Below are 20,180 nucleotides of genomic sequence, written 5' to 3'. Positions count from 1 at the left end.
CCCTCCCGTTCCATTGCAGCAGATTTATCCGCAAAGGCTTCCTCATAGACCACCACCCAATCTTTGGCCCGACCAGTATACCCCTTGGAATACGAATTATGCCGACGCAGGCGCTCAACCAGATTACCCGTGAAACCGACATAATAGCGATCAAGACTTACAGAATAAAGAATGTAAACAGTGAACATAAAGCTCAAAATTGGTATACAGCAAAAAAGCACCAGTAAACTGATGCTTTAAAATATCGTGGGAATTACTGGGCTCGAACCAGTGACCACTCCCGACTAGTCGGGATGCTCCAAACCAACGGAGCGGATCAACTCCTCGATAAGAACACGGCTCTTCCAGCTTTTAATTGCACCCTCCCGTTCCATTGCAGCAGATTTATCCGCAAAGGCTTCCCGATAGACCACCACCCAATCTTTGGCCCGACCAGTATACCCCTTGGAATACGAATTATGCCGACGCAGGCGCTCAACCAGATTACCCGTGAAACCGACATAATAGCGATCAAGACTTACAGAATAAAGAATGTAAACAGTGAACATAAAGCTCAAAATTGGTATACAGCAAAAAAGCACCAGTAAACTGATGCTTTAAAATATCGTGGGAATTACTGGGCTCGAACCAGTGACCCCTACCTTGTCGAGGTAGTGCTCTAAACCAACTGAGCTAAACTCCCGGTAAAAAAAAAGCATCAATTACTTGATGCTCTGTGTGGAGGATACTGGGTTCGAACCAGTGACCCCCTGCTTGTAAGGCAGGTGCTCTGAACCAGCTGAGCTAATCCTCCGAGACTTTGGTGGAGAATACTGGGTTCGAACCAGTGACCCCCTGCTTGTAAGGCAGGTGCTCTGAACCAGCTGAGCTAATTCTCCATTGTTTTATGTTTAAGAACGAATAGCTCTTGTCAGTGACCACTTCCGAAAGTCGGAATGCTCTGAACCAGCTGAGCTAATTCTCCTTTTTACTATTCATTCATTCTAAGAACTAAGCAATCCGTTTCTCTGATTGCGTGTGCAAATATAGGTCTAAATTTTGATTTTCAAAACATTTAAGAAACATTTTTCACTCAATCTACACAATATACTATAAAACAATCAGATAATTTTAATCATAGAACTTCCAAGAAACACCAAATCTAAAATTAGCAGGGTTCATTGGGTATCTTCGTACAGTATAATACCCTTTAGGTGCAAGATACTGATTTGTAAAATTACTGCTCACAAACAAATTGACACGTTGAATATTCGCGGTAATCCAGAAATCCACAATAGGGTAGGTCGAAAACTCAATACCTGCGTTATCGTGGTAGAATTGTCCTGCATTTATTGCATAGGACGGAGCTCTAAATGGAGTATTGAATCTTACGTCAGTACCAATTCTAAAATCGAGAACATTATACCAGAATCCACTGTAATATAAGCTATGCCAAGTATATAGTTCTGGAGTCATCAATACCGCCATCGCATCAGATTTTTGATACACCACTTTATTGTCGAATGTAAAATCGCCGAATTTAAACTTCTGAGATGCTGTGATCTTCAATAAATTCAGTGCTCCAGTCTGAGTAGGTTCAATAATACGATCTAGACGTACATCATTGTTTGGATTATCCACTTCTCTAAAATACAAATACTTATTAATAAGAAAATACTCTGCCTTACCACTAAACCCCAGCACCTTATTGGTATAGGAAAAAGAGAGATTCTGAGTTTTTGTCTTATCAAAGCTATTCGACCATTGGTGATAAGTATAGTTCATCCTATCGAACACCATCTCTGGAGATTTATTCTGGCTGTAAGCACCTAGGGAAACCGTCCCTATTTTATCCCCTATCGAGATATCTGCGTTCGCCTCATACAAGAAATCCCCAAAATTTCGTCCAACGACAATTTGATCTCCGGATACCTTTACATCGATGCGATCACTAAATTTATAAGTCAATTCTCCTTTTACTGTACTGTTCTGAAAAAAATCATTGGTAAGACTATCCTTATACCAAATCAAATCATTCTGAAATCCTAGGTTTAACTTGGCCTCATTTTTAAGCAACGACTTGTTTCGCAAGTAAAACGAATACGTAAACTCATTACTGATAGTTGTCACCGTCGTAGTGTCTTTTACGAGCTCTGCATTTCCAAAAGGAAAAGCTTCTGACCGATCCGCTTCATTCTTAAAAAAAGTATATTTACGTTGTCTAAAAGAAGAGTTATGAGCAACAGAATTCGTAGGGTGTATTTCCATTTCAGGCAATCCTTTGTGAAGCGTATCTAATCTACCCAGAAAATACGACTGCCTCAGAAAGAGTCCGTAATCATTCCATTTATTGTAAGGTCTATTCTTCTGTTGCCCTGTAAGCCGTACGGGAACACTATACAGCGCACCGACCTTTTCATCCCTAAACAAACTATCATTCGTCACAGATCCATTTTCCGTTGCATCCAATTTATTAAAAGTAAAATTGGCAAGCATATTATAACGCTTGCTCGGCGATTCATACCAGGAAAACACAGCACCTTTTCGATCGGCATAATTTTGATTCAGGTAATAGCCTTCTGTATTCGCAGCATGGTATTCTGCGCCTATATTCCAATGCGGGGTAATATTCTGCGCTAATTTTGCCCTAAACACTTGATCATCGAAAAAAAAACCAACTGCATAGAGTTCCGAATAGCGTGCTCGTGCACGATAATAATTCACAGAATCCGAAGTAATCAGATACCGTTCCAAGGCGTGAAAGCCCGGCTGAAATCCAATCCTCTTGTCGGGAGTGAACAACAAATCACGCGTTGCCAACCCATACGAGCCTAGATTCATACTTGGATTCCAGGGTAGATTTTGCTTATTAAAATATTGGAAATTATGATGCGTAGTATCTATCTGCTTGGTATGAGTCGCATACTTCAACATTTCAAGAGTCGCATAGCGTACATATTTAGCGGAAAACACGACAGAATCCTTCTTATTATCCTCTAATGCACGAGCGGAATCCAAAGCGCTACTAAAGCCCTCTTCTTCTTGTGCAAATCCCTTGAAACCGATAGCCAAGAATATCAAGAAAATAAAAAAACTACGTAGGCTACTATTCATGAATCTTTTTTAAATGTTCCTGCAAAAATAAAGGATAAATTAGATTTTACTGCATGGCAATTAATTCTTTTAAAATAGAAGTCATTTTCGGTTCAGCCTCAGCAGCGACACGAACGATATCATGAAGAGACACCGGCTTGAGATCAGAATGGAACCCTTCATCTGTTATGACGGATATCGCAAACACTGGCAAGCCCATATGGTTAGCCACGATAACCTCAGGTACTGTACTCATGCCTACAATATCACCTCCAATAATACGCATATAACGATACTCTGCCTTAGTTTCTAAATTAGGCCCCATAGTCGAAACATATACCACCTTATGTGCTCTCGCTCCAATTTTAGCGGCGATTCCCAACCCCTGTTCCATCATTTTTCTATCGTAAGGTGCACTCATATCCGGAAAACGAGGACCAAAGCTAGCATCATTTCCTCCTCTTAACGGATTATCCGGCAATAAGTTGATATGATCCTCGATTACCCCTATATCCCCCCTCTTGATGTCCGGATTCAAAGAGCCCGAAGCATTCGATACAAACAGTTTCTGAATACCTAGAGCTTTCATTACCCGCACGGGAAAGGTAACCTCTTGCATACTGTAGCCCTCATAATAATGCAACCTTCCCTGCATAGCGACCACATTTCTCCCATTCAAACTGCCAAATATGAGTTTTCCGGTATGAAACTCGACGGTTGATATTGGAAAATTGGGGATATTAGCATACATAATCTGATGTACAATTTCTATCTCTTCCACCAAGCCGCCAAGCCCAGTTCCCAATATAATTCCAAACTCAGGATCAAAATCTCCAATTTTCCGGCGGATCGCAGCAACCGTGTCGTCAATCAAGTGATACATATCGTATAATATAACAGTTAATACCGAATAAAGATACTTATTATATCGAAGTTTTCTTTGATCTCCACGTTATTTTAGGTTAAAACAGCGACTGTTCCACCTGCAGACCTACTAACAAAAAGACCTTCAAAAGAAGACCACCACGAGTCACCTTTTGAAGGTCTTTCTACCTGTAGCAACAGATAATCTATTTATGCGACAATGCCTTCTCGGTCGCTTGTCCTGGTGATGTCACGAGCAACAATAAGAACGTAATCAATCCATTGTGGATGATCAGGTCTAGGCCAATGACATACGGTGTATATACCGAAATCACATAAGTATTCAGTACAAATAATAACAAAGGCGACAGTATACAGATATACGGCACCAATCTATCATTCACCGCCCTTTTGGTCAGCATACCAAATGTAAACAATCCCAATAGAGGGCCATAGGTATAACTTGCTGCCGTAAATATGGCATTCACCACGGAATCATTATTGATAAGCTTAAAGACAAGGATAACCAACAGCATGACTATCGAAAAACCGAAATGGACGTAATTCCTTTTCTTCACCAATGCCGGATCATTCGGGTTTTCCTTCTTATTAAAGTTTAAAAAATCAATACAGTATGAAGTTGTCAGGGCTGTCAGGGCAGAGTCCGTTGTTGCAAAAGTCGCAGCAGTCAATCCCATCATGAAGATGATTGCAGGCAATATAGCAAGATGGTTCAATGCGATTTCTGGATAGAGATAATCTCGGGTTGCTAACGTCGAAATATCTATACCATTCTTTTCCGCATAGATATACAACAATGCCCCTACCGCAAGGAAAAAGATATTAATGACTACGAATACACTGGTAAATGTAATCATATTCTTTTGCGCCTCTTTTATCGTGCCCATGGACAGGTTCTTTTGCATCAGATCCTGATCCAGTCCTGTCATCGCAATAGTCACGAAGATACCACCTAGGAACTGTTTCCAAAAGTTAGCCTTACTGCCCACAAAATCCTCCCAGAAGAAAATTTTAGAATAGGAACTTTCTTTAACCGCTTCAAATGTATCCACTACACCAAAATCAAGACCTTTGGCCATAAAATAGATAGATAGAATAACTGCGGTTATCAAAAATGTTGTCTGCAAAGTATCTGTCACGATAATAGTTTTCAACCCACCCTTATTAGTATATAACCAAATAAGCACCAGACAGATAACTACAGTTATGGCAAAAGGGACATTCCAAGCGTCAAAAATAAAATGTTGCAGTACAATAGCAACCAAATATAGACGAAAAGCCGAACCTATTGTTCTTGATACCAAGAAAATTGCGGCCCCCGTTTTGTAAGTCATATGCCCAAATCGCTCCTCCAGGTACGTATAGATAGAAGTAAGATTCATTCTATAATAAAGAGGCAACAATACATAAGCAATGATTACGAAGCCCACAGCATTTCCCAGAACAAACTGAAAGTAGCTAAAATTTGAAGCCCCTACCGCACCAGGCACCGAAATAAAGGTCACCCCAGACAATGCCGTACCGATCATTCCAAAGGCAACCATGTACCACTTCGAGTTACGATTTGCAACAAAGAAAGTAGAATTGTCAGACGATCCTTTAGAGGTAAAATGAGCTACCGCCAGCAATACGCCGAAATAGACCAGTAAAAAAGATAATAATATAATAGGTGACATACGTTAAGGTTTTAGAGCTGTTGTTTCATTTTAAAAGCTTCAATAGCTTTACGCACATTTCCAAACTCTTCCAGTAACATCGTAGCGATCTCTTCACCTGCTCCTGTCTCCGCCATTACCATACGCACCCCTCTTGCGACCAACTTATGGTTTGAAAGCTGCATATCCACCATCTTGTTTCCTTTTACTCTTCCCAATTGTATCATCACTGAAGTACTGATCATATTCAACACGAGTTTTTGTGCTGTTCCAGCCTTCATCCTAGTAGACCCTGTTACAAATTCAGGTCCTACAATTACTTCCACAGGATACTGTGCTATTTCGGCAATCGGAGAATTGCCGTTACATACAATACACCCTGTAGCTATACCTTTTTCATTGGCTTTCTCTAGACCTCCGATCACATAAGGAGTACCTCCAGAGGCGGCGATTCCGATAACCACGTCGTTTGAGTTAATCGCATACTCTTCCAGATCAATCCATGCCTGTTCCATATCATCCTCAGCAAACTCCACCGCTTTACGTATAGCGATATCCCCTCCAGCAATCAGACCGATCACCCAATCAAAAGGAACGCCATAAGTCGGCGGACACTCCGAAGCGTCCAATATTCCAAGGCGACCACTTGTCCCTGCTCCGATATAAAACAACCGTCCACCCTTTTTCATACGATCGACAGCTACCTTTACTAATGCTTCAATCTGTGGTATAGATTTCTCAACGGCTAGGGGAACGGTTTTATCCTCTTTATTAATGTTATTAAGTAACTCAAGAACCGACATTTTGTCCAGGTCTTGGTAGTTAGAATCTTTCTCTGTTGTATTTATCATCGGTTCCGAAAATATAGTATCACTTGGTAACATTTCGTAAATATGCTACTTTTTTGAAAAACATGCAAAAAAACGCATATATAATTTTTTCAATGTCACGAATTTATAGTTTTTTTGTTTAAAAACTCAACATAACAATTTTTCCATCCATGGTACTCACGACGATTTTATCTTCAAGCACCAATAGCGGATTGATCATCCCATTGGAAATTTTATATTGCCACAGCACATCGCCTGCATTCGGCTCTATTGCGGACAATAATCCCGAATGACTAGGCACAAACACCGCTGTCTTGTTACTATATATCGCAGTAGGAACAAGTTCATACGGCAAGTGCAATTTAGACTTCCAATCCACAGACATGCTATCTTTGGAGACTGAAACACCTAATAATTCACCATCCATAGTCTTCACATACACCAACTTTTCATCCGATGACAGCCCCATGGACTCTCGCACTTTCAAATTCCCTTTTTTCTCACGCCACAACTGTTTACCAGTTTTTAAATCCAATGCAGTCATAAACCGATCCGGTGCCACGATAAAAACGCGATTATTAGCTACCACAGGATAACACGCAGCAGCAGAAAACATCCGATTGCTCGCTCCGCTCTCCCATTCCCAAACCTTTTTACCCGTTTTCAGGTCCAATGCATAAAACCCGTTCTGCCAGCTTCCAAATATCACTTTGCCATCCGCTATTGTCGGTTTGGTCGAAACATATCCTTTTACTTGATCAAAAATCCACAGTAGCTTGCCATCCGATACTCGAACACAACGAAAGGCACCGTCCGAACCTCCGATATAGGCATTACCACCATATAAGGAAGCTGTACCCAATACCGCTTTACCCGTTTCAATTCTCCATCTCTGGCGACCAGTTTTTGCATCAATCCCGTAAATACTATGATCTGATGATCCCACTACAACGATTCCCTTATGCACTTCTGGTGTCGAGTACACCTTCCCTCCGGTCTTAAAAGACCAATTCCGACTACCAGTCTTTAGATCCAATGCATACACCTCGCCCACCGTATTCGCGGTAAACAACTGTTTTCCATCAGAACTGATTCCCGCTCCAATATCTCCATGATCCTCATACTCCCAGACGAGCTTTGCTTTGGTGGTCTTATTTACTGCGTAAGATGGACGATAATACGTCGTGTTAAAGCTTATTTTTTGCAATGGCAGCTTGAGCCAATAGTCTTCTGTAACAAGGTTAGGCTTACGTACCTGGAAAAACACAGAATCACCTGTCATTGTTATAATATTGTATCCTCCCACATCTTCTTTCGCCCGCAGATTAGACCTAGCCATCACTCCAGGGATATCGTCCCAGCTATAATGCTTGTTGATATGTCCATGACCACATAAGGCCAATTGTACATTGCGTTGCTGCAAACGATCCACCAGTTCAAACCAATTGTTCAGGGAAGAATCCAGTGGATAATGATTAATAGATATCAAAGGTTTATTCGAATCAGGGTTTGCTTTAAATACAGAATCCATCCAAACTAGATTTTCACGTGGAATCTGCCCCGGACTCATTCGCATATTAGGCCCCGACGTTGTCCCTATAAACTGGTAGCCCTTATGCTCGAAAAAGAACGTCTCTCCTCCAAATACCCTACGAAAGGAATTGGCACCACTTTCAGACCAGTTGCTATCATGATTCCCAGGGATTACGTATAACGGCAATTTAAGACTGTCCAATATTTGCTTAGCCAGCGCCAGTTCGTCATCGGATCCAAACTCAGTGACATCACCCGATAAAATAACAAAGTCAATCCCTTTCTGCTTATTCAAATCCGCAACAGTACGCCTCAGGTCATCAGCACCTGTAGCACCGCCCACATGCGTATCGGTCACCTGGGCAAATTTGAAGGAAGTTTGGGCATACAGATCCCATAGAACTGAAAAGGAAAGGAAAACTAAAATAAATGTATATTTCATAAAATAAGCTTCAATAAAAAAGAGCCTGATTCAGTTAACTTCATCAGGCTCTCTCAGTTTCGAAAAATTACTTCTTCTCTATTGTCTCTGTCGCTTTACTTTCAAGATTATCAATATTGATAGTAGTGACACAATAAAAACCATTCTCTGTTACATCAATCTTCGAATCACCTGTCACGGCAACCACTGTACCAACTGCCTTTAAATCTGTAAAATGATAGACCACAGATTTTTGATTAGCGCCTGTTACCGTCCAACTCAGCTGCCCTCCATTTAGGGTCAAGTTTGTTGGCATAGTAGGTTTGGGCGCGACTTCACGTCCGGCAAAAGGCATCACCGCATTATGAGCATAGAGCTCCTTTAACTTATCCGTAATACCAATCCTATTTATTCCGATATCACGAGCAGAGTACATCGCTGAACCCTCGGCATATTTATTCTTTTTTGTTAATGCAAACTGTTTTGTCAACTGTTCCACACTTTGAAATGCTGCCCCTCCATCTGTAGCTCCAAATTTATAGAGAGCATGCCCTATCACTAATTTAGATTTTCCTCTAAACTGCGACCAATCCGTTAGATTAGCTTCAAAAGGGTTCGACGGATTCCCTATTTCTTGGTACAATTGCGGCATCAAAATATCTACCCAACCAGAAAAGGTCCATTTAGGCACATCCGCATACATGGTTTTAAAATTATATGAACGACTAGCAGCTGGAGATACTGAAAATACTACTTCAGGCTTTGTTGCTACAATAGTATTATACACCCCTTCAATAGCTTGATCGACATTTCCCCTTCTAAAATCGTCTTTCTTAGAGTAAGCTGCTCCATATTTAACAAAATCTACATCATCATTATAAGAAAATCCTGAGGGATAAAAATAGTCATCAAAATGAATTCCATCTACTGGATATTTCAGGATTAAATCTTTAACGATATCATTTAATCTTTCACGCACCTCTGGCATAGCTGGATTATAAATACGGATGGTAGGGAGGTCTATTGTCCAACTAGCAGGAATAGTCGAGGGCAATGATGCAAAAGCATCGGTTTCCTTCGCTCTTGTAGCAATCCGATAAGGGTTCATCCATGCATGAAACTCCATTCCTCTAGCATGTGTTTCATCAATTAAGAATTTCAACACGTCATAACCAGGATCGACACCTCGCGTACCAGAGATCGCTACAGACCAAGGTTCGTATGGTGAATTATAGAACGCATCGGCCATGCCCTTCACTTGAAAAATAACTGTATTAAATTTCAAATTCTGCAGACTATCTAACATTCTTACATATTTCTGTTTTTGAGCAACTTCGCCTACCTCTTTAGCAGGCCAATCTAAAGACCATACCGTTGCAAACCAAGCTGCACGCATTTCCTTTTTAGGGAATTTCAATCCTTCTGGAACAGAAGGCTCTATCGTATCATCAGATTTTTTGCTACAGCTGCTAAGAAAAGTCATAACTAGCAAAATAGCAACCGATGAGAGTTTAAAAAAAATCTTCATAATTTACCAATATTAAAATATCTTAAAATAAAATTAAGTAATGACAATTTATCTACACAACTTAATTTCATCATCCCTAATACCTTTATTCTTCTTTATCTGTATTAATCGGAAACTCTACTATTGCAAACCCAGCATCAGTACCAGCTCCGTATACTAAGAGTTTCTCGTCTTTTCCATCAGCTCCTTTTTGAACGTAAAAATTAGCTTGCGTACCCGGCGCAGTATTCGTCACACCTGAAATCATGTAGGTAAAAACCGCTTTCATTTCTCCCTGCTCGAAAGCAGTCAGAGCGTCTACCATATTACCGCCCTTAGTTATATTGTAAATATTCATCACAACACTTGTTCCATTCGGAGCCCCTCTATTAACAGTAATCGCTAATAAATACCGCTCACCATTAAATTGAATAACTCTAAAGTCTGAACTACCAATAGGGAAAGTCGTAGCCTTAGCTGTAAATAGAGTCGACGCCGTATTGGTTACCAAAGCCATAGGTTTACTATGTCCAGACAATATATAAGAATCTGTTTCACCCACTCTATTAAAATGGCCCCATTGCTCATAATTTATCTGTGGTGTAATCACCGTAGGTTCTGATCCAACGGAAAAGTTCGTGATCTTTAAACGTATAATTGGAGCTGTGGCACATAAAAAAAATGCATACCCATTACCATCCTTATCAACATTTACAGACAAATTATCTCCATGCCTATCTCCCGCCCCAGCTAAACTATTTACATCAATTTTTGCTACTAAATCAGGAACCTGGCTAGGTGTTGACCAATGATATAATTTAAGAGGAGAAGTCTTTCCGCCAGATAAATTTGCTACATAAGTGTGTCCATTAATCTGTGCCCCCATGTTATAGGTCAATGTACCCTCACCTACCGACGTCATATTTAAAGGAATACGGGTAATCACATCGTGTTTCAAGTCTTCAACTTTTAACAAATGCGTACCACCTGCTCCTCTATTAACGATTAAGATATGCTCGCCATCAAAACCTGTTCCACGTGTACTTTGACCAGTAAACGATGCATAAGGAGGGTTTCCTAAAGGATTACTAGAATAATCATAGATTTTGGGTAGCGTAAAATCAGCTCCTAGAACAGCCACCTTAAACCTAATTTGGGCTCGATATTCTTTAAATCTAGGAGAATTCACAACTTTCAGATACACACTTTTCTCCGTATCCCCACTTTGGTAAGGAACAGAAAACTCATCCTGCTCCAACTTCGATCCATTAGAAGTAGTCGCTTCAAACTTTAACTTAGAGAAGTCGGTTAAGGTATCTAGACGAGGAAATGTGATTATTTTAGTTAGCTCATCAACATTCCCTTCTAGTATTTGATTTCCACCAGCACCAGCATTTACTATTCGGATTGACTCAATGTCAGCAAATTGCTTTGACTCTACGCTACTAGGAAAATCTTCTGAACAGGAAGAAAAAAACGCACTAACCACTGCTAGTATCGATACTCCCCGGATAGAGTTATATAATATATTTTTCATAATAATCTTCATTAATGATTAGTTTAATTCTGAGGCCATCCCTCAGTTTGTTTCAGCACATATCCCCTCGTTTTATAAAAGTCAATTTGATTCAAACCAACAGGAGCCAAATAAGGATTTGTATTACTCAAACCAATAAACTCTATTCTAGGCTTAGCTTTAAGATTTCTATAGAATCCTATCATCTTAGTTTTATCTCCATCATATTTCACTACTGTTCCGTCCATCTTTATTACGGCAACATCATTTGTAATATTGTTTGGAAATTTAGCTGGGAAATTCACCCATGCCCCTGAAAGGATATCAGGATTTCGACTCATCTCCATGTATTCCAACTTAGACCAACGCTTTAAGTCTTCTAAACGAGAATATTCAAAAGTCATCTCGACCCTTCTTTCACGACGAATTTCCCACAATAATGGAGTTACCGAGATGTCCCTATCTGGATCATGGGGCAAAGCGTTCAATTTCATATCAGCAACCTGCTTCACATACGCAGGCGCTCCTCCTAGGGGCCTCTGCCTTATCTTATTGATAGACTGATCGATATCCACCTGTGCAACGGCACCTTCCCCAAGCAGTTCCAACTCTGCTTTGGCTTCAATCCAATTTAACAACACTTCGGCATAACGTAGTATAGGTGCAGCAGTGGTATTATTTGCTCCTTGAAAATTCGGACTTGAGGGCTTACCCGAAGCGACACTATTCTGCTCAGTCCGCGGCAGAAACTTAGTCACATACAGATAGGACGCTCTGTTTTTATCAGAAGTATTGTAGTGAAAAGTCGCTTCAAACCTAGGATCACGCGTTCCCATCATTTTCTCTACCTCAAAATTATCCGCTTCAGGTGCTGTTGAATTTTGCCAAACTTGACCATCTGTACACAAATAAGACTTGATTAAATCAGTAGTTGGCCCATTCGTACGGATTTCAGTCAAATTACTTTTAGAAGCTATTGAATGCTGTACAGCTATGGCCGCATTGTAAGTCCTAGACAACAATATGTCCTTATTATTCTCGATATTATCTGAAGTAAACTGCTCTCTATAGGGAGTACTAATAGCATATTTTCCACTATTAATCACATAATCACCTGCAGATTTCGCTAATTCGAAAAACTTTTTAGCCCTTTCATTATTCTTGTAATAGTATTTTTGCCATGCTCCTTCTGCTAACGACATCCGAGAAATAAACCCCGCAACAATGTAACGATTCACATTCTGTTTTCCGTCGTCAACTCTCACGTTTTCAAAAGCGAATTTCATATCATCATAAACAGCATCCATCACCTCATTACGTGGTGTACGTTGCTTATACAATTGCTCTACATCAGTCTCATCAATTGGTTTATCGTAATAAGGCACATCGCCAAACTCATTAACCAATTTAACATAAGCCATCGCTCTAAAGAACTTACCTATCCCTAACCAATGACTATAAGCATCTGCAGCTAGAATGTTACTCATTCTATTTTCGACTCGATCAATCATTATGTTGATCGACCTGACATTCTCATACTTCCATTTCTTATCAACAGGTACACTATTTAGAAAGTCAGCTTGTGTACCTTCGCTCAGAATATCATCACTCTTTGTATACGATTCTAGAAGCGCATCAGTGGTGGTAAAACCAGCCCCATACCCAACAAAATAGTCTGTATAATATTTATTTGCATAAAGGCGAACTTTTGCTTCGGTTGTCCATGCCGTATCATCATTTTCAGCAGTCAACTGTCCTCTCTCTAAAAATTTCTCACAACTAGTAAAAACCAATGAGACAACTATAAAAACACTAAAATACTTAAATTTCATAACGATTCACTTTAATGATTATAAACCAATTTGAAGTCCCAAGGAAGCTGATTTAAACGATGGATTTCCAATACCTGTTCTACCTTGATTATACTTCTCTGCTAACATACTTTCTCCAGAGATAGTCTCAGGATCAATAGGCAAACCTCTTAAATTGTCAAAAGTAAAATAGTTCTCCAGTGATACATAGATACGTGCATTCTTCAATCCAGCTTTTTTCAATACATTTTCAGACAATGCATATCCAACAGTGATATTCTTTATTTTGAAGTATGACATATCCAGAATATATCTAGACTGAGGTACCATTGTTTGATAGTCATTTGCCCCATTAGCATTCAATGCTCGAGGATAGAACGCGTCTAGTCGATCTTTTTTCCAAAAATCCTGGGCGATTGCCTGTGGCATTGCCCCATCTTTAACATGATATCCTGCTGTCGCCAATTGACCTACCCCCCATATCTCCCTCTTACCAACTCCTTGCATAAATACAGATAAATCAAACCCCTTATAATCGGCACCTAAACGGAATCCGTACTCATAACGAGGTGTAGAGTTACCTATTACCACTCGGTCTCCAGGATCTCCATTTGTTCCCTCTCCAGGTGTGATGTAACCATCCCCATCCACATCAACAAATTTCATATCTCCTGGAGAAATATATCCCCAAACAGCTTGGCCAGTTTGAAACTGAGTTTGATAAACAGGATTTTCGCCACTTAAAAGATTGGTAGTCTTTGCAGATCCTTTATGGATGATGGATGTCGTTACATGATTACCTTGATCATCGTACACAAAGTCACTTGCTTGATACAAACGATCGGATACATAGCCATATATATCACCATATCTCCGTCCTGTAGAATAATCTTCTTTTAATAGACGGCTTTCCCATGGAGTTCTCCAATCTGCTCCCTTAGTAGTAACAGATACAGCATCAGCTAAGTTTGCATTCGCTGTCAGCCGTAGACCGTTATCAAACTTATGCGTATAGTCTAAATTCAATTCCCATCCTCTCGTGCGTAACGTACCATAGTTTCCTCTAGGAGGAACCGTAACTCCATAAGTATCAGGAAGTGCATCACCAGCAACAATCATATCTTTTGTCGTCCGTTGAAACAGTTCGAACGTAACACCTAACTTGTTAAAGAACCTCAAATCAGCACCCAAATTCGCATGTTCAATATTCTGCCAACCGATTTCTCTAGATACTGCTGCCGGGGTTCCTAATTGGTAAAATTTGGCACCGGAGCCATCCAGCCAGTTATTCTGGATAATAGCCATTGTTGGCACATATAATGAGTTGGAAACAGACTGATCCCCAATACTACCCCAAGACCCACGAACTTTGGCAAAACTTAATACATTTGAAATGTCTTTCATAAATGATTCATTAGTCAATACCCAGCCTGCAGACACCGAAGGATACCATTTCCAAGCTAAATGTTTTGGAAACTTTGATGTTCCATCGTAACGTAAATTAGCTTCTACTAAATAACGATCTTTATAAGCATAGTTGACCCGACCAAAAAAACCCGCCTGAGAGTCCCACTTTTTATCGCCGCCACTTTCTGCTTCTTTAGTCGCAAAATTAAACTGTGGATTATCATTATTCAACAGCCCCATCTTACGTCCCCAAAAGTCTTCATATTGATAAGCAACAATATTTGTACCCGCCATAAACTTAACATCATGTACCTCATCAAACTTCGTAGAGTAAGTTGTAAACATGTTAAATGTATGTCTTTTTGAGAAAATAGATTTTCGGTAAATATTACCCATTGGCTCATATAAATTTGTAATATTTCCGGTAGGAAATCTAAAGGCAGGCATACCACCAAGGTCAGTAGGAACACCATTCTCATCTACATAAACTCGAGTTCCCTCTTCATCAAACCACTGTACAGGCGTATACCAAGGATCTACTATTTTATCGACTACAGGCAACGAAGTATTGACATGATTGTTTTGAGTGCTATATGCATAATCGGCCTTCACATCCCATCCTTTCATAATATCTAGCGTAGTACCAAAATTTAAATTTAAATATCGATCGACATTTCTTGCTGTATGGGCTAAGCTTGCCATTGAAGCCGCATCTTTCAATGTCTCTCCATGCTCGGTGACGCCGATAGGATGTAATCGTGACCATCTATATAAATAAACCCAAGGGTCGCCGTTTGCTCCGAACCCTGTCAAAGAGTATGGATAGCGTTTGGTTCCATCAGAATACATAGCTCCACCTCTTAAAGTCAGCATCTCATTTACTTTCGTAGACACATTAAGAGTAGCATTATAGCGTCTAAAATCATCATGTTCAGCCGGTTTCATCATCCCTTGTTGATTCAAAAATCCGACACTAAGATTATAATTTGTTGCGCCACTCTTTCCGTTAAGCCCAAGATTATGCAAATGAGAAATAGGATTATCTTTAAGCATAGCTTTTACAGGGTCATATAGACGAACTCCTAGCTTATTGCCTGAATCATCGATGTACCAATCCCTACCATACAGTACTGGATCATTATATTTTACAATGCCGCCGTATTTTTTCTGCCATTCCTTTGATTTTTCAAATGATTCTCGGTTTAAGCGCCAAAATCCTCCTGCTGGATTTTCTAATTGAGTTTCAGCAGCTTCTAATGTATACTCCAAACCATCTAAGCCAGCAAGATCAATTGGTTTAAACGGCGCTTGCATAGAAAAATTATTCGAATAGCTAATATTATGCGAATCGGTTTTGGAACCTTTACGAGTCGTAATCAAGATTACTCCAAAAGCAGCCTTAGCTCCATAAATGGAACTTGAAGCAGCATCCTTTAACACAGAAATAGATTCAATATCACTAGGATTAATCATATTGATACTTGGAATCTCTACGTTATCCACTAAAATCAAGGGCTTACTTGAACCTGAGATAGAAGCTACCTGTCCACGTATTTTCATCACGGGATCAGACCCAACTTCACCACTCGGAATCACAACAGACAACCCTGGTATTGTCCCCTGCATACCACGTCCAGCATCAGGAATAGGCCTACTCCCCATTACCTCTTGTACATTGATAGAAGAAACCGCGCCTGTCAGATGCTCCTTTTTTTGCTGTCCATAACCAACAACAACAACCTCTTCCAAAGCGTTATCTTCTTCTTTCAAGACCACATTCAGCGTATTACCTGTCACTTTTAAATCCTGTGAAACATAACCAATACTTGTGAATCGTAAAGTCGCCCCTAATGCCGCCGTAATCTTAAACTTACCGTCAGCGTCTGTGCGAGCCGAACCTGGTACACCAACAACAGATACCGTGACACCTGGCATAGGTCCATTTGCATCAGATACAGTACCCGTTACTGTATTCTGAACCAACCTATCGGACGAATAGGCTGTTGCTGCAGCAAGGTTGGAAGGATTTGCGACTTTAGAAACCTTCGCTTCCACAGTCGTCACCGCCAGCCCTAATGCAAGAGAGAATAGTAAAGTATTTCTCATATTTAGCATATTAAAATAAACTTGTTTACGTAAATCATAATCCAGGAAGGTCTACTTTATTAAAAGCAGACCTATCCCATAACCTTATTCAAAGTCTTTGTAAAGCAGATACTTTTTGCGCATCTCCTTATATTCGGTCAATTCCTGTTGCCAGGAAGCTTTAATTTCATCTTCGGTTTTACCAGCAATAATCTGCTTTCTCAATTCGTCGGTACCTGCCAGCTTATCAAAAAACTCTGCTCTCGTAAAGAATTTTGACTTATCCGGCATCTTCTTATAAAAGTCTAACACATACTTAAGGGTAAATGTTTGCTCATCCGCATTCAAGCTTCGTAAATCGATGCCATACATGGTCTGTCCCTTACCCTCTACATGCTTCTTCATTCCCGCCTTTTCACCCGGCGTATATTCAAAATCACCATATACTGGATTATCATATCCCACGACCTGGAATGGCCATTCCGTACCACGTCCCACCGAAATCTCCGTACCTTCAAACAGGCACAACGACGCATATAATCTTACCGATAGATGGTTTGGCAGTGACGGAGATGGAATTACAGGCAAGTCGTACATTTTAGTGTGATCCCAGTTCTGGACAGGAACAACCGTCACCTTACATTGACGGCCTTCTTCCAACCATTTTTCGCCATTGATCATATTCGCCAGTTCGCCTATCGTCAATCCATGAACCATAGCAATTTTATGATAGGACACAGTCGATTTAAACTTATCATCCTTACGTACAGGACCATCGACCTGGTCGCCACAGGGATTTGGACGATCCAAGACGATAAGTTCCTTATTATGTTTAGCGCACAGTTCCATCACTCGGTGCAATGAAGTTATATAGGTATAAAAACGAGCGCCAACATCTTGCAGGTCAAAGATCATCACATCAATCGATTGCACGATCGAATCTTGCTTCTCGTTTCCTCCATATAAAGTATAAAGTGGTAGACCTGTTTTTGCATCCTTGTCATTACTGACTTTCTCACCACGCTCGATATCCCCCCGGAACCCATGCTCCGGAGCAAATCCAAATTTCAAATCCACCTTCTCACGGAGCAGCACATCGACAAGATGTTCATTATCCACACCGACGACGGAGGTCTGATTCCCCATAAGCCCTACTTTCTTTCCTTCCAATAGCGGCAAATAAGCTGTCAACTGATCAGCAGCAGGTACAATTACAGGGCTCGCACTAGAATCTACAACAGAGTTAACAACCTGCTTTTCATTATGCCGCATTGCCCCAGTACAAGCCATCAACGCTACCCCTAGGCACAGCAAAGACCCAAGCCTTAAAAACTTTATATATAAAGAATTGCTCATCTACAATTTGCGCTATTATCAATAATTTAGATTAACTCTGATAAAAATAATACAAAAAACGCACAATAAAGCAACAAGAGCTATAAATAAAACAACTTATAGCGTTTTTACTACATAAAAACTGCACAAATCAGTAAAAATACAGAATATTACTGCAGAAAGATTATTGCATTTTCAAGCGTTAAATAATGTTAAATCGCTATTTAAGAAAAAGAAAGTGTCAATTAGACACCTTTTTGTAACATTAAAGATACAATAAAGGCCGTCATTAGTTTCATCCGAGCAAAAAAAAGAAGGGACTTGCATTTTCATGCAAGCCCCCTGATTTAAAATCTATCTTATTGGATTACCAACCTTCGTTTTGGGTCAATTCCGAACCGTTATTTTTGTATAGTGTAATCTGATCCAAAGGAATAGGGTCTAAATAATATTTATTCATTACAGTCCGCTTGATTTTGACAGCAGGAATAATATAACCCTCATCCGTTCCATCAAGAGTGATTCCGTCCAGCTTTCCTGGGGCATAGTCAGCTTTTATGATATAAGCCCCTCTATTAATAGTTGGATTCTTCTCTGTATCTGCGTATTCCAATTTCGCCCAACGGCGCAAGTCATTCAATCGCAAGCCCTCAAACATCATTTCTGTACGGCGCTCTCTTCTGATTTCCCAGATAAGAGCAGGTACCGTAGCATCGCGATCTGGATCGTTATAGGCCACGCCATTTACGGCAGGCTGACCGCCCAACGTCTGTAAAGGTGCTACTCCCACACCATCTCTACCTCGAAGTACATTTATCGATTTATTCAAACCTGCCTGATCTAACTCTCCGAGTTCCGCAGCAGCTTCTGCATAATTCAACAAAACTTCACCGTAGCGAATTATTGGTGCATCAGTGATATTTTTACTTCCCAATCCCACAGCTTGGTCTTTCAGCGACTCATTCAAAAATTTGTGAGTCGAATAACCAGAAAGACTAAAATTGGACACACTGTTCTGTAATCTCAATTCGCCCACCGTAGTTTGTGCCAAACGTCCATCACGATCCGCCAACACATCCGCCATTGACTTGTCTCCTTTATATAACGGAGAGAGTCCAATAGGAAGACCATCCGACAACAGGTAGCTGTCCATTGCGTTTTTCGTCATTCCAGCTTGACGTTCTAGATTATTAAAAGACATCAGACTATGCTCCAATACTCCCTCAGCATACTCTCTAAACAAGATAACTTCTGGATTTCCCTTAAGGGACTGCGAACTAAACAATGCTCTATAGTCTTTGGCGACAGAAAAAGCTCCACTATTAATAATCTCTTCGGCTGCCCACTTAGCGGCTTCTAGATATTCTTTTGCCTTGACCTCATCTATTTTATGATACTTGAGCCATGTACCTTCAAAAAGAAATACGCGAGACATATACGCCAAGACCACATATTTATTAACCGCTTGCTGACTCGGCCCATCAGTAGATCGTACATATTGTGCTGCAAATTTGAAATCTTCCAACACCTTGTCCATCACAAAAATCCGGGAGTCACGTTTACGAAACAAATCCGGATCAGCTTCACCGAGCACTTTATCAATATATGGAACATCACCAAAAGTATTCACAAAGTTAGCATACTCTAAGCCGCGAAAAAAGCGGCCTATGCCCAACCAATGATTTTGTACCTCTTCAGCCAATTGCGCCTTTGGCACACTTTCGATAAAATGATTGGCTTTGCGGATACGAGAATAATAGGAGGTCACTCCTATAGGAGTCTGACTTGCAGGCAATGCTGGAGACCAGCCGCCTCCAGAAGTGGGAATATTCTGGACAAAATCCGTGACAATATTTTCAAGTGGTGTCGAAGGCACATGATCATCGTTGATGAACTGACCAGCAAAATATGTACCCCAAGCAAATCCCTTACCATATCCTTTGAAATAAGAATTATAAAAGCCATAGGTATATGTCCTGATATTGTTTTCGGAAGACCAAAATGCAGGGTCGGTCAGCTGATCCAAAGGATCCTTTTCCAAAAACCCATCTCCTAAAAAGTCCTTTGTGCAGGATGATAAAGACAGCACACCTGCTAAAGCTATATATTTAAATAGTTTCATG

13 protein-coding genes and 4 tRNA genes are annotated in these 20,180 nt (G+C 40.3%); all 17 read right to left on the bottom strand.

The window, feature by feature from the left end; translation table 11 throughout:
- On the bottom strand, window positions 1–188 hold a 188-nt coding region (locus M472_RS29580), incomplete at its 3' end, for a GIY-YIG nuclease family protein (RefSeq protein WP_021069489.1).
- 59 nt (window positions 189–247) lie between these two features.
- Window positions 248–324, bottom strand: a tRNA-OTHER gene (locus M472_RS45420).
- Window positions 285–548: a GIY-YIG nuclease family protein gene (locus M472_RS29575; RefSeq protein WP_021068657.1), complete on the bottom strand. Its 264-nt coding sequence runs from the start codon at window positions 546–548 to the stop codon at window positions 285–287. The genes M472_RS45420 and M472_RS29575 overlap by 40 nt, the downstream gene beginning before the upstream one ends.
- A gap of 59 nt (window positions 549–607) precedes the next feature.
- Window positions 608–682 (bottom strand) — tRNA-Val (locus M472_RS29570).
- Window positions 683–718: 36 nt separating this feature from the next.
- Window positions 719–793: transfer RNA gene (locus M472_RS29565), tRNA-Val, on the bottom strand.
- A 7-nt stretch (window positions 794–800) separates the two neighbouring features.
- A tRNA-Val gene (locus M472_RS29560) sits at window positions 801–878 on the bottom strand.
- 232 nt (window positions 879–1,110) lie between these two features.
- Window positions 1,111–3,093: a putative porin gene (locus M472_RS29555; protein ID WP_021069488.1), complete on the bottom strand. Its 1,983-nt coding sequence runs from the start codon at window positions 3,091–3,093 to the stop codon at window positions 1,111–1,113.
- 46 nt (window positions 3,094–3,139) lie between these two features.
- Window positions 3,140–3,955: a purine-nucleoside phosphorylase gene (locus M472_RS29550; protein WP_021069487.1), complete on the bottom strand. Its 816-nt coding sequence runs from the start codon at window positions 3,953–3,955 to the stop codon at window positions 3,140–3,142.
- A 187-nt stretch (window positions 3,956–4,142) separates the two neighbouring features.
- Window positions 4,143–5,633 (bottom strand): sodium:solute symporter, encoded by a 1,491-nt coding sequence (locus tag M472_RS29545; RefSeq protein WP_021069486.1) that lies wholly within the window; start codon window positions 5,631–5,633, stop codon window positions 4,143–4,145.
- An 11-nt stretch (window positions 5,634–5,644) separates the two neighbouring features.
- Window positions 5,645–6,463, bottom strand: a complete 819-nt coding sequence (gene murQ, locus M472_RS29540) for an N-acetylmuramic acid 6-phosphate etherase (protein WP_031301488.1) — start codon at window positions 6,461–6,463, stop codon at window positions 5,645–5,647.
- Window positions 6,464–6,581: 118 nt separating this feature from the next.
- Window positions 6,582–8,417 (bottom strand): outer membrane protein assembly factor BamB family protein, encoded by a 1,836-nt coding sequence (locus M472_RS29535; RefSeq protein WP_021069484.1) that lies wholly within the window; start codon window positions 8,415–8,417, stop codon window positions 6,582–6,584.
- A 67-nt stretch (window positions 8,418–8,484) separates the two neighbouring features.
- Entirely contained in the window at window positions 8,485–9,924 is a 1,440-nt protein-coding gene (locus tag M472_RS29530) for a glycoside hydrolase family 10 protein (protein WP_021069483.1), read from the bottom strand.
- Between the two features lie 85 nt (window positions 9,925–10,009).
- Complete coding sequence (locus M472_RS29525; RefSeq protein ID WP_021069482.1) at window positions 10,010–11,440, bottom strand: DUF4623 domain-containing protein; 1,431 nt, start codon at window positions 11,438–11,440, stop codon at window positions 10,010–10,012.
- A gap of 23 nt (window positions 11,441–11,463) precedes the next feature.
- The gene (locus M472_RS29520) at window positions 11,464–13,251 is read right to left on the bottom strand and encodes a RagB/SusD family nutrient uptake outer membrane protein (RefSeq protein WP_021069481.1); all 1,788 of its coding nucleotides are present in this window, start codon (window positions 13,249–13,251) and stop codon (window positions 11,464–11,466) included.
- 18 nt (window positions 13,252–13,269) lie between these two features.
- Window positions 13,270–16,743 carry a SusC/RagA family TonB-linked outer membrane protein gene (locus M472_RS29515; RefSeq protein ID WP_031301487.1) on the bottom strand — a complete coding sequence of 1,158 codons (3,474 nt, stop codon included), beginning with the start codon at window positions 16,741–16,743 and terminating at the stop codon, window positions 13,270–13,272.
- Window positions 16,744–16,827: 84 nt separating this feature from the next.
- On the bottom strand, window positions 16,828–18,078 hold the full coding sequence (locus M472_RS29510) for an exo-beta-N-acetylmuramidase NamZ family protein (RefSeq protein WP_031301486.1): 1,251 nt from the start codon (window positions 18,076–18,078) through the stop codon (window positions 16,828–16,830).
- A 346-nt stretch (window positions 18,079–18,424) separates the two neighbouring features.
- On the bottom strand, window positions 18,425–20,179 hold the full coding sequence (locus tag M472_RS29505) for a RagB/SusD family nutrient uptake outer membrane protein (RefSeq protein WP_021069478.1): 1,755 nt from the start codon (window positions 20,177–20,179) through the stop codon (window positions 18,425–18,427).
- Between the last annotated feature and the right edge of the window lies 1 nt (window position 20,180).

The sequence above is a fragment of the Sphingobacterium paucimobilis HER1398 genome (assembly GCF_000416985.1).
Classification (GTDB): Bacteria; Bacteroidota; Bacteroidia; order Sphingobacteriales; family Sphingobacteriaceae; genus Sphingobacterium; species Sphingobacterium paucimobilis.
The sequence above is the reverse complement of the archived record's forward strand: the minus strand, read 5'-3'. Positions and strand labels throughout refer to the sequence as shown.

Bases quoted from the DNA above. Each gene is read 5' to 3' on its own strand.
- M472_RS29575 (WP_021068657.1), bottom strand. From the start codon at position 548: ATGTTCACTGTTTACATTCTTTATTCTGTAAGTCTTGATCGCTATTAT.
- M472_RS29555 (WP_021069488.1), bottom strand. From the start codon at position 3,093: ATGAATAGTAGCCTACGTAGTTTTTTTATTTTCTTGATATTCTTGGCT.
- M472_RS29550 (WP_021069487.1), bottom strand. From the start codon at position 3,955: ATGTATCACTTGATTGACGACACGGTTGCTGCGATCCGCCGGAAAATT.
- M472_RS29545 (WP_021069486.1), bottom strand. From the start codon at position 5,633: ATGTCACCTATTATATTATTATCTTTTTTACTGGTCTATTTCGGCGTA.
- murQ (WP_031301488.1), bottom strand. From the start codon at position 6,463: ATGATAAATACAACAGAGAAAGATTCTAACTACCAAGACCTGGACAAA.
- M472_RS29535 (WP_021069484.1), bottom strand. From the start codon at position 8,417: ATGAAATATACATTTATTTTAGTTTTCCTTTCCTTTTCAGTTCTATGG.
- M472_RS29530 (WP_021069483.1), bottom strand. From the start codon at position 9,924: ATGAAGATTTTTTTTAAACTCTCATCGGTTGCTATTTTGCTAGTTATG.
- M472_RS29525 (WP_021069482.1), bottom strand. From the start codon at position 11,440: ATGAAAAATATATTATATAACTCTATCCGGGGAGTATCGATACTAGCA.
- M472_RS29520 (WP_021069481.1), bottom strand. From the start codon at position 13,251: ATGAAATTTAAGTATTTTAGTGTTTTTATAGTTGTCTCATTGGTTTTT.
- M472_RS29515 (WP_031301487.1), bottom strand. From the start codon at position 16,743: ATGAGAAATACTTTACTATTCTCTCTTGCATTAGGGCTGGCGGTGACG.
- M472_RS29510 (WP_031301486.1), bottom strand. From the start codon at position 18,078: ATGAGCAATTCTTTATATATAAAGTTTTTAAGGCTTGGGTCTTTGCTG.
- M472_RS29505 (WP_021069478.1), bottom strand. From the start codon at position 20,179: ATGAAACTATTTAAATATATAGCTTTAGCAGGTGTGCTGTCTTTATCA.